This is a genomic window from Azospirillum sp. OGB3 (genome assembly GCF_014192915.1).
GTDB lineage: Bacteria > Pseudomonadota > Alphaproteobacteria > Azospirillales > Azospirillaceae > Azospirillum.
In genome coordinates this window covers 582,144-595,485 of sequence record NZ_JACHYN010000001.1, presented here as the reverse complement: position 1 = coordinate 595,485, position 13,342 = coordinate 582,144, and the positions used below count along the sequence as shown (strand labels likewise).

General features: G+C 69.8%; 15 protein-coding genes. 10 read left to right on the top strand and 5 right to left on the bottom strand.

The window, feature by feature from the left end; translation table 11 throughout:
- Window positions 1-9: 9 nt before the first annotated feature.
- The 3 genes from FHW79_RS02810 to FHW79_RS02800 are packed head-to-tail and all read left to right on the top strand — an operon-like array spanning window position 10 to window position 2,267.
- Complete coding sequence (locus tag FHW79_RS02810; protein ID WP_183177543.1) at window positions 10-927, top strand: sulfite exporter TauE/SafE family protein; 918 nt, start codon at window positions 10-12, stop codon at window positions 925-927.
- Entirely contained in the window at window positions 924-1,703 is a 780-nt protein-coding gene (locus FHW79_RS02805; protein ID WP_183177542.1) for a TIGR02186 family protein, read from the top strand. The genes FHW79_RS02810 and FHW79_RS02805 overlap by 4 nt, the downstream gene beginning before the upstream one ends.
- A 3-nt stretch (window positions 1,704-1,706) precedes the next feature.
- Window positions 1,707-2,267: a universal stress protein gene (locus FHW79_RS02800; RefSeq protein ID WP_183177541.1), complete on the top strand. Its 561-nt coding sequence runs from the start codon at window positions 1,707-1,709 to the stop codon at window positions 2,265-2,267.
- Window positions 2,268-2,285: 18 nt separating this feature from the next.
- Here FHW79_RS02800 and FHW79_RS02795 read toward each other — a convergent pair whose 3' ends face one another.
- The gene (locus FHW79_RS02795) at window positions 2,286-3,752 is read right to left on the bottom strand and encodes a fused MFS/spermidine synthase (protein ID WP_183177540.1); all 1,467 of its coding nucleotides are present in this window, start codon (window positions 3,750-3,752) and stop codon (window positions 2,286-2,288) included.
- A gap of 30 nt (window positions 3,753-3,782) precedes the next feature.
- Window positions 3,783-5,051: an adenylate/guanylate cyclase domain-containing protein gene (locus FHW79_RS02790; protein WP_183177539.1), complete on the bottom strand. Its 1,269-nt coding sequence runs from the start codon at window positions 5,049-5,051 to the stop codon at window positions 3,783-3,785.
- Between the two features lie 108 nt (window positions 5,052-5,159).
- Here FHW79_RS02790 and FHW79_RS02785 point away from each other — a divergent pair, with 108 nt between their 5' ends.
- A complete protein-coding gene (locus FHW79_RS02785) occupies window positions 5,160-5,711 on the top strand; it encodes a NifU family protein (protein WP_183177538.1) in 552 nt (183 codons plus the stop codon).
- 63 nt (window positions 5,712-5,774) lie between these two features.
- On the opposite strand, the gene FHW79_RS02780 is transcribed toward FHW79_RS02785, so the two are convergent.
- Entirely contained in the window at window positions 5,775-6,830 is a 1,056-nt protein-coding gene (locus tag FHW79_RS02780) for a polysaccharide deacetylase family protein (protein WP_183177537.1), read from the bottom strand.
- 246 nt (window positions 6,831-7,076) lie between these two features.
- Entirely contained in the window at window positions 7,077-7,628 is a 552-nt protein-coding gene (ddpX, locus tag FHW79_RS02775) for a D-alanyl-D-alanine dipeptidase (protein ID WP_183177536.1), read from the bottom strand.
- A gap of 101 nt (window positions 7,629-7,729) precedes the next feature.
- Between ddpX and tsaB the strand changes: the two genes are divergently transcribed.
- Window positions 7,730-8,410: a tRNA (adenosine(37)-N6)-threonylcarbamoyltransferase complex dimerization subunit type 1 TsaB gene (gene tsaB, locus FHW79_RS02770; protein WP_183177535.1), complete on the top strand. Its 681-nt coding sequence runs from the start codon at window positions 7,730-7,732 to the stop codon at window positions 8,408-8,410.
- Window positions 8,407-8,919: a GNAT family N-acetyltransferase gene (locus FHW79_RS02765; protein WP_183177534.1), complete on the top strand. Its 513-nt coding sequence runs from the start codon at window positions 8,407-8,409 to the stop codon at window positions 8,917-8,919. Before tsaB ends, FHW79_RS02765 begins: the two co-directional genes overlap by 4 nt.
- A gap of 3 nt (window positions 8,920-8,922) precedes the next feature.
- Here FHW79_RS02765 and FHW79_RS02760 read toward each other — a convergent pair whose 3' ends face one another.
- Window positions 8,923-9,177, bottom strand: coding sequence for a sulfurtransferase TusA family protein (locus tag FHW79_RS02760; RefSeq protein ID WP_183177533.1), 255 nt, complete (start codon window positions 9,175-9,177; stop codon window positions 8,923-8,925).
- A gap of 91 nt (window positions 9,178-9,268) precedes the next feature.
- Between FHW79_RS02760 and FHW79_RS02755 the strand changes: the two genes are divergently transcribed.
- The 4 genes from FHW79_RS02755 to miaB all read left to right on the top strand — a co-directional run bounded on the left by FHW79_RS02755 (window position 9,269) and on the right by miaB (window position 13,302).
- Entirely contained in the window at window positions 9,269-9,685 is a 417-nt protein-coding gene (locus FHW79_RS02755; RefSeq protein WP_014238866.1) for a MucR family transcriptional regulator, read from the top strand.
- 310 nt (window positions 9,686-9,995) lie between these two features.
- Window positions 9,996-10,820 carry a GNAT family N-acyltransferase gene (locus FHW79_RS02750; RefSeq protein ID WP_183177532.1) on the top strand — a complete coding sequence of 275 codons (825 nt, stop codon included), beginning with the start codon at window positions 9,996-9,998 and terminating at the stop codon, window positions 10,818-10,820.
- Between the two features lie 28 nt (window positions 10,821-10,848).
- Window positions 10,849-11,682, top strand: coding sequence for a lysophospholipid acyltransferase family protein (locus FHW79_RS02745; RefSeq protein ID WP_183177531.1), 834 nt, complete (start codon window positions 10,849-10,851; stop codon window positions 11,680-11,682).
- A 231-nt stretch (window positions 11,683-11,913) separates the two neighbouring features.
- Window positions 11,914-13,302 (top strand): tRNA (N6-isopentenyl adenosine(37)-C2)-methylthiotransferase MiaB, encoded by a 1,389-nt coding sequence (gene miaB / locus FHW79_RS02740; protein ID WP_183177530.1) that lies wholly within the window; start codon window positions 11,914-11,916, stop codon window positions 13,300-13,302.
- The last annotated feature ends 40 nt before the right edge of the window (window positions 13,303-13,342 follow it).

Sequence of the window (13,342 nt, the reverse complement as noted above, 5' to 3'; positions counted from 1 at the left end):
TCCTCCCCCATGCAAGTCTATCTGCCGATCGCCGAGATGTCGGTCAACGCCCTGCTCGTGCTCGGCATGGGGGGGCTCGTCGGCTTCCTGTCCGGCATGTTCGGGGTGGGCGGCGGCTTCCTGATGACGCCGCTGCTGATCTTCATCGGCGTTCCGCCCGCCATCGCGGTGGGCACCCAGGCCAACCAGCTCGTCGCCGCCAGCGTCTCGGGCGTGCTCGCCCACTGGCGGCGCGGCAACGTGGACGTCAAGCTCGGCGTGGTCATGCTGTTGGGCGGCATGGTCGGCACGGTGGTCGGCGTCTGGATCTTCTCCGTCTTGCAGCGGATCGGCCAGATCGACGCGGCGATCACGCTGTCCTACGTCTTCTTCCTCGGCACCATCGGCACGATGATGATGGTGGAGGCCAGCCGCGCGCTGATCCGCCGCCGCGCCCCCACCGCCAAGCGGGGCAAGCTTCACCGCCACATGTGGCTGCACGGACTGCCGCTGAAGATGCGGTTCCAGCGCTCCAAGCTCTACATCTCCGCCCTGCTGCCGGCCGGGATCGGGGCGGTCGGCGGGATGCTGGTGGCGATCATGGGCATCGGCGGCGGCTTCATGCTGGTGCCGGCGATGATCTATCTTCTGAACATGCCGACCGGTCTGGTGGCCGGCACCTCGCTGTTCCAGATCATCTTCACCACGGCCATGGCGACGCTGCTCCAGGCGGCGACCAACCAGACGGTCGACGTGATGCTGGCGCTGCTGCTGCTGATCGGCGGGGTGGTCGGCGCGCAGTTCGGCACCAAGGCCGGCGGCCGGCTGCGCGGCGAGCAGGCGCGCCTGCTGCTGGCCTCGCTGGTCGTCGCGGTGGCGCTGAAGCTCGCCTTCGATCTGGTGGTCGAGCCGAACGACGTCTTCACCATCTCGACGAGGATGTCGTGAGCGCTGTCCGCAAGGGCGCCGGGCGGCTGTGGTCCGTCCGGGTCGCCGGCGGGCTGGTGGGGCTTGTGGCGGGGGTGTTCCTGGCGGCCACGGTCTGGGCGCAGCAGCTCGTCGCCGACCTGTCGAGCCACCTGATCGCCATCACCACCGGCTTCACCGGGACGGAGGTCGTGCTGTTCGGCACCACCGATGGGGCGGGCGACGTCGCCATCGTGGTGACCGGCCCGCGCACCCCGGTCACCGTGCGCCGCAAGGAGCGCATCGCCGGCATCTGGATCAACGCGCGCAGCGTGCGGTTCGAGCAGGTGCCCGGCTACTACATGGTCGCGACCAACCGCCCACTGGACCAATTCGTCGGCCGCCCGGTGCTGGAACGCCACCAGATCGGCCTGCCGAACCTCCAGCTCGGCCCGCGCGAGCAGCTGGCCCCGGACCAGCTCGCCCTGTTCCGCTCCGCCCTGATCCGCAACAAGCAGCGGGCCGGGCTCTACGGCATCACGCTGGGGCAGGTGGCCTTTCTCGGCGAGCGGCTGTTCCGGACCAACATCTATTTTCCGGCCAACGTGCCCACCGGGCTGTACAATGTGGAAGCGCTGCTGATCCGCGACGGCGAGGTGGTCAGCGCCCAGACCACGCCGCTGGTGGTGTCCAAGGTCGGCTTCAGCGCGGAAATCTACGACTTTGCGCGCAACCAGCCGATGATTTACGGTGTTGCCGCGGTGATTGGCGCCATCGCCGCCGGCTGGCTCGCCGGCGCCATCTTCCGGAGGGTGTGACCGATGTCCGATCCGATTGCGACCGATCCGAACGCCGGGGCGGACGTCACCCCGGATTCCACGGCCCCGGATTCCACGGCCCCGGATTCCACGGCCAAGCCGCCGGTCCGCATCTTCCTGGTCGTGGTGGACGAAAGCCCGGAGCTTCAGCTCGCCCTGCGCTACGCCTGCTTGCGCGCCCGCAAGTCGGGGGGCAAGGTGGCGCTGCTCTACGTCATCGAGCCGGGCGAGGTGCAGCAGTGGCTGGCCCTGGAAAACCTGATGCGCGAGGAGCAGCGCGCGGAGGCGGAGCAGAAGCTTCAGAAGCTCGCCCGCGACGTGAACCGGCTGACCGGCACCCTGCCGGCCCTGTACGTGCGGGAAGGCAACCGCCGCGACGAGGTGCTGGCCCTGATCGACGAGGAGCCGAGCATCTCCATCCTCGTGCTGGCCGCCGGCACCGAACCGGAGGGGCCGGGGCCGCTGATCTCCTACTTCACCAACCGCGGCCTCGCCAAGATGCGCATTCCGCTGACCATCGTGCCGGGCGGCATCGGCATCGACGCGCTGGACGCCATCACCTGAGGCCTGTCAACAGGCGTCTCAACGCCCGTAGAGGGCGGTGAGGCTGCGCTGGTCGATGTCGGACCGGTCGTCGGTCAGCACCGGATGCCCGGCCAGTTCGGCGGGGGCCAGCGTCTCCAGGATGCGCGAGGCGGCGTACGCTGCACCCGGTGGAGCGGCGCGCAGGCGTACGCTCAGCTCCTCGAGCGTACGCGCCTCCTTCGTGGCGATCAGCAGATAATTCCCGCGCCCTGCGTCGGCGACGTACACGGACGGGAAGACCGCCCCCTGCGTCGCCGCCAGCGGCCCGACCAGGGCGTCGCGGTCCATGGGGGAGGCGACGTTCATGACCAGCACGCCGCCCGGAGCCACCCGCCGCTCCACCGCCGCGAAGAACTCCCTGGTCGCCGTGAAAAAGGGAATCAGCGCGGTCGAATAGAGATCGACGATCACCACGTCGTGCTGCTCCGGCGACCGCTCGACGTGGCGGCGGGCGTCCTCCACGGCGACGCGCACCTCGGGGCGCAGGCCGAACCGCTCGCGCGCCACCTCGACCACCGCGGGGTCCAGTTCCACCCCCAGGATGTCGGCACCGGGCCAGCGGTCGAGGATTTCCTTGGCGGCGGCCCCGCCGGCCAGCCCCAGCACCAGGACGCGCGTGCCGTTGCCCAGGGCCGGGACGGCGGCGAACAGGTCGTAATAGAGGCCGGTCGGGCCGCCGTCCTTGCGCAGCCGCGACTGGGTGGCCCAGGCCACGTTCAGATGCAGGCGGATCTGCTCGGCGTCCTCCTGCACCATGATCGTGTTGTGCGGCGTCTCACGGTAGAGGGCGAAGCCCTGCCCCTCGCCATGGCCGGCCGCCCAGGCCAGGGGAACCGCCAGGGCCACGGCGGCGGCCACCCGTTTCCCACCCGGAACGAACAGGCAGGCGAGCGCCGGCAGCACCGCCGCCAGGGCGTAGCCCGCCGACACCCCGACCTGTGGGATTGCGTAGAAGGAGGCGAAGAAGGTCCCGCCGATGCTGCCCAGCGTGCCGACCGCGTAGATCCGCCCCGCCGCCGCCGCACCGGTCAGGCTGCTCAAGCCCGCGCAGATCGGCGACACCATGGCCAGCGCGAAGGACGGCAGGCCGAGGATCAACGCCGCCCCGACGACCGACCCCTCCACCGCGTTGAAGCGGCCCGCGGCGTCGGCCAGCATCGGCTTGCCCAGCCAGGGCGTCAGCGCCGCCGCGGCGACCCCGGCCAGCAGGGCGGCGCGCAGCGCCGGCACCGCCTTCGGCCCGTCGCCGAGCTGCCCGCCGGTCCAGTAGCCGGCGGCCATGAAGGTCATCACCACGCCGATGACGGCGCCCCACTGATAGACCGAATAGCCGAAATGCGGCGCCATCAGCCGCCCGCCGAGGATTTCCATCATCATCAGCGACCAGCCCGCCGAGAAGGCGGCGGCGGCCAGCGCGAAGGACCGGAGGGACGGGCGGGCGGGGGAGGGATCGCGACCGCTCAAGACCGGCGACCGCGGGTTCGTTGCAGCGCTCTATTCATCGCCCTGGTCATTGGTCCCCGTCTTCTCCTTCAAGCCATAGACCTCGATCGGGTCGTTCAGCCCCTTCACCGGATGCCAGCCGACCGACACGAGGCGGCTGGCGCAGGCCTCGGCCACCTCGGCGGAGGTCAGGACGTTGCGCTCCAGCCGGCTGCACAGCCCCTCGATCCGGCTGACCAGATTGACCGCCGGGCCGATGACGGTGAAGTCCAGCCGGTTGGCGGAGCCGATGTTGCCGTACATGACCTCGCCCATGTGGAGCGCGATTCCGCAGCGCAGGGTCGGCTGGCCCCAGGCGGCGCGTTCGGCGTTGCGGGCGGCCATGTCGGTCAGGGCCTCCTGCGCGGCGTCCAGCGCCTTGGTGCAGGCGGCGGCCCCGGTCGGGTCGCCCTCCTCCAGCGGGAAGATGGCCAGCATGGCGTCGCCGATGAACTTCATGATCTCGCCGCCGCGGCTTTCCACGGCGCCGCCCATGATCTCGAAATAGCCGTTCAGCAGGGCGATCAGCTCCTCGCGCGGCAGCCGGTCGGCCAGCGAGGTGAAGCCGCGCAGGTCGCAGTACCACAGCACGGCGCGGACGTTGGCGCCGGTGCCGCGGCGGATGTCGCCGGACAGGATGCGCGCGCCGGTGCGGTGGCCGACGTAGGTGTCCAGAACCGTCGTCGCCAGCCGCCGCAGCGCCAGCGTCTCCAGCACCGCGCCCAGCGCCGGCAGCACCGCGTCGACCAGCGCCAGATCGGCGGTGGAGAAGCCGCCGGGCCGGTCGGTGGTGAAGCTCAGCACGTTGCGCCGCCCCCCGGCGAACAGCACCGTCATGGCGACGTAGTCGGTCGCCCCCTGCGCTTTCAGCTCGGCGAAGACCGGGTATGGGTAGGGCGGCTCCATCTGCTCCAGCCGGTAGCGCAGGCCGTCGGCCCCGTCCTCGATCAGGGTGGCGAAGGGGCTGGTCAGGTATTCGGTGCTGGTCTCGGTGCCGTGGGCGCGGGTGGTGGTCTCCACCTGCTCGGCGTTGCGGCGCCAGAAGAAGGCGATGGTGCGGATCTGCGGGTGCAGCAGGGGCAGGGCGCAGACCGCGCGCAGCAGCGGGACGCCGGACGCCATCAGGCGCCGGCAGAAGCGGTCCATCATCGGCTCGAAGCCGGGCGCGTGCCGGCCTTCCAGCAGCAGCCATTCGACGACCTCCCGCGCGGCGGCGTCGATGGAGGGGGCCGCAGGGATCGCCGGTGTGGCGGACGGTGCGGTGGCCGCGGGCGGTGCCATGCTCACGGATCGATAACCATAAAGATGCGATGCTTGATCTGTCGGCGGATTCTGCCCAAGTTTCGCCTACGCCGCCAGTGTTGTTCGGCGCCGATGGAGGATATCACCATGTTCATTCAGACCGAGCAGACGCCCAACCCGGCGACTCTCAAGTTCCTGCCGGGGCGTGACGTGCTCGGACGCGGCACCGCGGACTTCCCGTCCCGCGACGCCGCCACCGCTTCGCCCCTGGCCCAGCGGCTGTTCGAGATCGACGGGGTCCAGGGCGTCTTCCTGGGCGCCGACTTCGTGACCATCACCAAGGCCGGCGACAAGGAGTGGTTCCTGCTGAAGCCGTCGATCCTCGGCGTCATCATGGAGCATTTCACCGCCAACCGCCCGGTGCTGCTGGAAGAAACCGGCGATGGCCATGCCGCCAGCGCTGACGACGATGAGATCGTCACCCAGATCAAGGAGCTGCTGGACACCCGCGTGCGTCCGGCGGTGGCCCAGGACGGCGGCGACATCACCTTCTACGGCTTCGAGGAAGGCGTGGTGTATCTGGAGATGAAGGGGGCCTGCTCCGGCTGCCCCAGCTCCACCGCCACGCTGAAGGCCGGCATCGAGAACATGCTGCGCCACTACATCCCCGAGGTGGTCGAGGTCCGCGCCGTCCGCTGACGGCATCCACCGGACGGGCGCGGTCCGAACGGACGGACAGCGCCCGCCGGCGTGTCTCTGCGCCTATTCCGGAACCACGAACTGCATGCCCAGCCAGCGCCAGCGCCCTTCGGGTCCCGGCAGGGTGCAGTTCACGCGCGTGCGGCCCGGCGGGAAGGGGTCGCGGATGCGCACCTCCACCCGGTCCTCCGTCACGCGCTCCAGCGTGGTGCGGCCCTGGCCGGCGGCGAAACAGGCCAGCCGCGCGATGTCGCCGACTTCGTCCGACACGGTGAAGCCGACCGACGGCGGGTTGACGGTCAGCAGCGGGTCGTCGGGCGTCAGGTCGGTCACCGGCAGCGGCAGCGCGTTGGCGGCCAGCCGGAAGCGGTCGACGCTGCCGAAACTCTCGTTCATCACGAAACGCGGCAGGGTCGCCCGGTCGGCCTGCGGGTGCAGGACGCCCGATTGCTGGCCGAAAGCCGCGGCGAAGCCCTGCTCCGTCACGATGGTCCGCACCGCCGACGACACCTCGCCCTGCGGGTAGGCGAACAGGGTGGGGCGCTGCCCCGTCTCCGCCTGCAGCCGGTCGGCCATGCGGCGCAGCTCCGCCTTCACCTCGTCGGCGGGGCGGGACACCAGCGACTGGGTGGAGGCGCCGAGCCCGCCGAGGGTGATCCCGGCGGCGGCGAGCTGCCGCACCTCTGCCCAGCTCATGTGGGCGGGCGACCCGCGGTCGATGGCATCGGTCGCCACGAACAGGGTGAAGGGAAGCCCCGCCGCCTTCAGCCGGGGCCACGCTTCGCGGAAGGCGGAGCGGCTGGCCTCGTCGATGGTGATCGCCACCGTCCGGTCGGGCAGCGGCGCGCCGCTGCGCAGCGCCTCCAGGATGCGGGGCAGGGGCAGGACCTGGTAATCGCCGTCCTGAAGCTCGTCCAGATGGGCTTCGAACTGGTCGATGCGGATGCTGATGGAGGGGGTCTGGTCCTCGCCGAAGCGATCGTAGGCGAAGACGACGGCGGTGTTCGCCGCCCCGTCCGGTGCAACGCTGGGCGCCGCAACGCCGGGGCTTCCCGCCAGGGCCTGGAAAGCCCAGAAGGCGGCCACGGCGAAGACGGTGGCGGCGCGGCGGAACGGCATGGCGGCCTGTCGTGGGTCCGGAACGGTCGCGCGGCCGGACCGGAGCCCGGCCTGCGCAACGGCTGGTGTGGCACAGGCATGGCGCCGGGAACAAGTCCGCAACACGCACGATGCGCTTCGGGCGCTTTCGTGATGCAGCCTTGCAACAACCCCTGTGACATTAGGCTCTATGACCCGAGGCCCTCCGGAGTCCGGCCGCGGACCCGGCCCCCGCGGTGGGATGGCCAGCGGCGGGCTCCCCGGGGATCACCCCATCATCAGCCCGCCCAGGGCCGCGTCGGTCAGCAGAGGGTAGCGCCGCTCGTCGGGCAGTTGATAGTGCCACCACTCGCAGGCGTAATGCCGCCAGCCCGCGGCCGTCATGACGCCGAGAAGGGCGGCGCGGTTGCGCTGCTGCTCCGTGGTCAGGTCCGTGCGGCCGTGGTGGGACTGTTCGGTCATGTCGTCGAAGCCGGTGCCCATGTCCAGCGGGCGCCCGGTCCCGTCGGCCAGCGTCAGGTCCACCGCGATGCCGCGGGAATGGGTGGAGCCGGCCGACGGATCGGCGATGTAGGAGGGGTCGGGCAGCGCCCGCCACAAGGCCCATTGCGCCTCGACCGGGCGGAAGGCATCGTACAGCCGCAGCCGGCAGCCGATGCCGCGGGCCAGCCGGATCGCCGCGCGCAGCGCCGCCGCCGCGTCGGGGTGCAGCAGGCAATGCGGGTGCCGGTAGATGGGCACCCCGGTCAGGTTGTCCGGCGTGGCGTAGAGCAATTCGATGTCGAGGTCGAAGTCCGGCGGTGCGATGGGTGTGAGCATGATCCATGCCGTCAGGGAAGGTCGGGGCTGTCTATCACGCTCTTGACCCAGGCTTGAAGTGGGGCTTTGAAGATGGCGGATCTGACGACGCGTGTGAGGCGATGAGAGTTCTGGGACTGGACACGGCGACCTCCGGCTGTTCCGCCGCGCTGTGGGACGACGGCGCGGTCACCGTGCGGCGGCGCGAGCCGATGGCGCGTGGGCAGGCGGAAGCGCTGGTGCCTCTGGCGCAAGCGGTGATGATGGAGGCCGGCTGCGCCTTCGACGCGCTGGACCGCATCGCCGTGACCGTCGGGCCCGGCGCCTTCACCGGGCTGCGCATCGCGCTGGCCGCGGCGCGCGGCTTCGCCTTGGCCGCCGGGCTGCCGGTGGTCGGCATCACCAGCTTCGACGCGATCGCCCACGGCTTGCCGGAGGCGGAGCGGGACGGCCACGCCGTGCTGGTCGCCGTGGACTCCCGTCGCAGCGAGCCGTTCCTGCAACTCTTCCGCCCGGACCTGACGCCGTTCGGGGAACCGGCGATGCTGGAGCCCGTCGCGGTGCCGGGCTGGCTCGACGGGCTGCTCGCCGGCGGTGCCGGACCGCTGCTGGTCGCCGGGGACGGGGCGGCCGCGTTGCGCCCGCTCCTGGAGGGGCGTTCCGAAACCGCTTTCGCCGAAGGTGCGGGGACACCCGACGCTGCCGTGGTCGCCGCCCTGGGCGCCATGCGGGACGTCGGGTTGCCGGCCCAGCCCTTCTACCTGCGCCCGCCCGACGTTTCCCTGCCGCGGAAGACGGCATGACGGCGATCCCGCCCGAGACGTTCCGGCCCCAGACGTCCCATCCGGTGCGGCTTCAGACCGCCGGCCTCGCCGACGCCGCGGTGATCTCTGCCCTGCAGCAGGGGTGCTTTCCCGACGACCCCTGGGGCAGCGAGGCCGTCGCCAGTCTGATCGGCCAGCCCGGCTTCTTCACGGTGCTGGCCCTGCGGGAGGGCGCGGAGGGCGACGATCCGGTGGGCTTCCTGCTGGCGCGGGTCGCCGTTGAGGACGGCGAGATCATCGCCATCGGCGTCCGTGCCGACGCACGGGGGCAAGGCCTCGGGCGGCGGCTGGTCGCGGCGGCGCTGGACGGCGCGCGGACGCGGGGCGCCACCGCGTTGTTCCTGGAAGTCGCCGAAGACAATGGTATGGCGCAATCCCTGTATAAGTCTTGTGGTTTCTTTGCCATTGGCCGTCGTCCCGGCTATTACCGCAGGGCGGACGGAAGGGTTGCCGCCCTGGTGTTGCGGTATTCGTACACCGGCGAATAAACCTTAACCTTTCTGGATCCACAGGCGGTGCACCCCCTCCGGCTCATCCGGATTTTCGGGTGTCACGGCAAGAATGGAGTGGCCCAGTTCGATCAAGGATCGGGGCACATTCTCCAAGGGTTCGCCCGCGTTCAGCCGGACTTCAAGCGTTTGCCCGGCCGCCATGCGCTCCACCGACAACTTGGTCTTGACGAAGGTTAACGGGCACACCTCGCTGGTGATGTCCAAAAACAAATCCGGAGATTTTTTTTCGTACACTGCTTCCTCTTTAAGAGCAAAGGATGGATATTGCGCGCGGCCACAAACCTCTTTATATGGAGAGGAACGCCAAGCTGCGGAGCAAGCTTACATGAGCAATGGTAACCCTTCCAACGCGCTGTTGTCTCTGACCACGGAGATCGTGGCGGCGCATGTCTCGAACAATACAGTCGCTCTCGGCGATCTTCCGACGCTGATTGAGCAGGTGTACAAGTCACTCGCGAATGTCGGGACCGAGCCGGTTGCGACTGAGGAGCGTCCGCAGCCCGCGGTGCCCATCAAGAAGTCCGTCACTCCCGACTACATTGTATGTTTGGAGGATGGCAAGAAGCTGAAGATGCTGAAGCGCCATCTGAAGACGGCCTACGACATGTCGCCTGAGGAATACCGCGACCGCTGGGGCCTGCCGGCCGACTATCCGATGGTCGCCCCGAACTACGCCCGCCAGCGCAGCTCGCTGGCCAAGCAGATCGGTCTCGGCACCCGCGCCCGCCGCGGCGCGGCCTAAGGTCCATCGGGCTTGTGCGTTGGTGTCCGGCGGACCGCCGCTGTTCGGTCCGCCCCGGAACCTCATCGCCCGGATGCGATCTTTTCTTCCTTCCCGCGTGATCATTGCTGTCCCGCCTTGCCGCCGTCCCCGTTCGCCGGGGCCGGACCTTGTGGCTTGCCCGGAGTCCGGGCTCGCCGGGGACGGGTTCGTCACGTCGCGGTTGACCGGCAACCGGCCATTCGTGTTATCCCTGTTCCGTGCCCGACCGGGCTCCGGATGGAGAACCGGCGGTTGCCGCGACCCGAACAACGCCAGCGAAGCGTCGAGTATGGCTGATACAGGCACGGACCAGGGCAGCTCTTCGGATCTGCGCATGGGCTCCCTCGAAGTGCGGCTGGCCGAAAGCGCCGCCGAGATCGACTGGGCCCAGGCGTTGCGCTACCGCGTCTTCTACGAGGAGATGTCGGCGGTGCCGTCGCCGGACATGGCCGTGCGCCATCGCGACTTCGACGATTTCGACACCATCTGCGACCATCTGCTGGTCATCGACCACGCCCGCGGCGACGGCCCGGAGTCCGTGGTCGGCACCTACCGGCTGATCCGCCGCCCGGCGGCGGCCAAGGCGGGCCGCTTCTATTCCAGCGACGAATACGACATCGGGCGGCTGGTCAGCTATCCGGGGGAGATCCTGGAGCTGGGGCGGTCCTGCGTCGACGCCGCCTACCGCACGCGCGGCAGCAGCATGCAGCTGCTGTGGCGCGGCATCGCGGCCTACGTCTTCCACCACGACATCGCGGTGATGTTCGGCTGCGCCAGCCTGCCGGGCACCGACCCGGTGGCGATGGCCGAACCGCTCGCCTACCTGCATCACTTCCATCTGGCCCCGGAGGAGCTGCGCCCGGTGGCGCTGCCGGAACGCTACGTCGGCATGGATCTGATGCCCCGCGACCAGATCGACCCGAAGCGCGCGCTGAGCGTTCTGCCGCCGCTGATCAAGGGCTATCTGCGGCTGGGCGGCTTCATCGGCGACGGTGCGGTGATCGATCACCAGTTCAACACCACCGACGTGTCGATCGTGGTGAAGACCGACCTGATCACCAACAAATACTCCAGGCATTACGAGCGGCGCAGCCGCGACGCCCAGATCGCGTGATCCGCGATCGCATCAGGAGACGGGTGGCATGACGGCGGTGGATGCAACCGGTGCGCGTGCCCTGGGATCGCCGGTGCGGGGCGGGCTTCGTCTGGCCGTCTACCTCCTGTGGACGCTCCTGCTGGTCCCGGTGCAGGCGCTGGCCGTCGCCGTGCGCTCGCCGCTGCGCTTCCGGATACCGCAGTTCTACCACCGGGTCTGCGCCGCCATCCTGGGCATCGGCGTCGTGGTGCGCGGCGAGCGCGCCACGGACGGGCCGGTGCTGTTCGTCTCCAACCATTCCTCCTACCTCGACATCACGGTGCTGGGGTCGGTCATTCCGGGCTCCTTCGTGGCGAAAAGCGAGGTCGCCGGCTGGCCCTTCTTCGGGGCGCTGGCGAAGCTCCAGCAGACCGTCTTCGTGGAGCGCAAGGCCCGCTCCGGGGTGGAGAAGCAGCGCGACGAGCTGGGCGCCCGGCTGGACGCCGGCGACAGCCTGATCCTGTTCCCCGAAGGCACCTCCAGCGACGGCAACCGCACGCTCCCGTTCAAGACGGCGCTGTTCGCGGTGGCCGCCCGGCGCATCGGGGACCGGCCGCTGACCGTTCAGCCGGTCAGCATCGCGCCGACGCGGCTGGACGGCATCCCGATGGGGATCGCCTTCCGTCCCTGTTACGCGTGGTACGGCGACATGGATCTCGCCCCCCATCTGTGGACCGTCTTCACGTTGGGCCGCATGACGGTGGAGGTGGAATTCCACCCCCCGGTGACCATCGACGGCTTCTCCAGCCGCAAGGCCCTGGCCGACCACTGCCAGCGCGCCGTGGCGCGCGGCGTGGAGCGCGCGGTGTCCGGCAAGCCGACGCCCACCGTCGTCCCGTGATGGAAACTTTCCACACCGCGAAATGGAAAGACGCCGCGCGGGCACGATTGACTCGTTTTCCCGCACTCGTGCTACCATATCGGCAGGGTGCGATGCCGCGACGCGGCGGGTTGCGCGCCGGATTGCGCCGCTCGAGCCGGTGCCGTCCCGGCGCGCGTTTTTGCATTGGTCGAGATTGCGGTTGGCCGGAATCGCGGTTGGTCGGATCGTTCAGCGCTGTGGAAGGGATCGTTGAGTAAGAAGCTCTTCATCAAGACCTGGGGTTGCCAGATGAACGTCTACGACTCCGCCCGCATGGCGGATGTCCTGGCACCCCTGGGCTACCGGCCGGTGGACGAGCCGGACGGCGCCGATATGGTGATCCTCAACACCTGCCACATCCGCGAAAAGGCCTCCGAGAAGGTGTTCTCGGAACTGGGCCGCCTGCGCCAGCTCAAGGACGTCAAGGCCGAGGCCGGCGACGGCCGGATGATCGTCGCGGTGGCCGGCTGCGTCGCCCAGGCCGAGGGCGAGGAGATCGTCGCCCGCGCCCCCTTCGTGGACATGGTGTTCGGGCCTCAGACCTACCACACCCTGCCGGAGATGGTGGCCAAGGCCAGCCGCAAGGCGGGCAGCGTGCTGAACACCGACTTCCCCGTGGAGTCCAAGTTCGACTTCCTGCCGGACGAGAGCGCCGGGCAGGGCGTCTCCGCCTTCCTGGCGGTGCAGGAGGGTTGCGACAAGTTCTGCACCTTCTGCGTGGTGCCCTACACCCGCGGCGCCGAGTTCTCGCGTCCCGGCGCCCAGATCGTGGCGGAGGCCCGGCGCCTCGTCGCCGGCGGCACGCGGGAGATCAACCTGCTCGGCCAGAACGTCAACGCCTGGCACGGGGAGGGGCCGGACGGCACCACCTGGGGCCTCGGGCGGCTGATCCGCGAACTGGCGGACATCGACGGGCTGGAGCGCATCCGCTACACCACCTCGCACCCGCGCGACATGGAGGACGACCTCATCCGCGCCCACGCCGAGGTGCCGCAGCTCATGCCCTACCTGCATCTTCCGGTGCAGGCCGGGTCGGACCGCGTGCTGGCGGCGATGAACCGCAAGCACACGGCGGACGACTACCGCCGCATCGTCGACCGGCTGCGCGCCGCCAAGCCGGATCTGGCGCTGTCGGGCGACTTCATCGTCGGCTTCCCCGGCGAGAGCGACGCCGATTTCGCGGCGACGCTGCGCCTCGTCACCGACGTCGGCTATGCCCAGGCCTATTCGTTCAAGTACAGCCCGCGGCCCGGCACCCCGGCGGCGCTGGAGCACGGCCAGCTGCCGGAGGACGTGAAGGACGCCCGTCTCGCCGCCCTCCAGCAGTTGCTGAACGCACAGCAGCAGGCTTTCAACCAGAGCTTCGTCGGGCGCACCGTGCCGGTCCTGTTCGACCGTGTCGGCAAGCGCGCCGGCCAGCTCCTCGGGAAGAGCCCCTATCTGCAGTCGGTGCACGCCGACGCCAACGAGCGGCTGCTCGGCCGCATCGTCGCGGTGCGTGTGGACGCCGCCCATCCGAACAGCCTTGCCGGCAGCGTGGCGACCGGTGAATACCGCAGCTCCGCCACCGGCACGCAACCCGTGGAGGCGACCGTTTGAACGGCTTGCCCGATCAGCGCCCGGATCAGCGCATTGATCT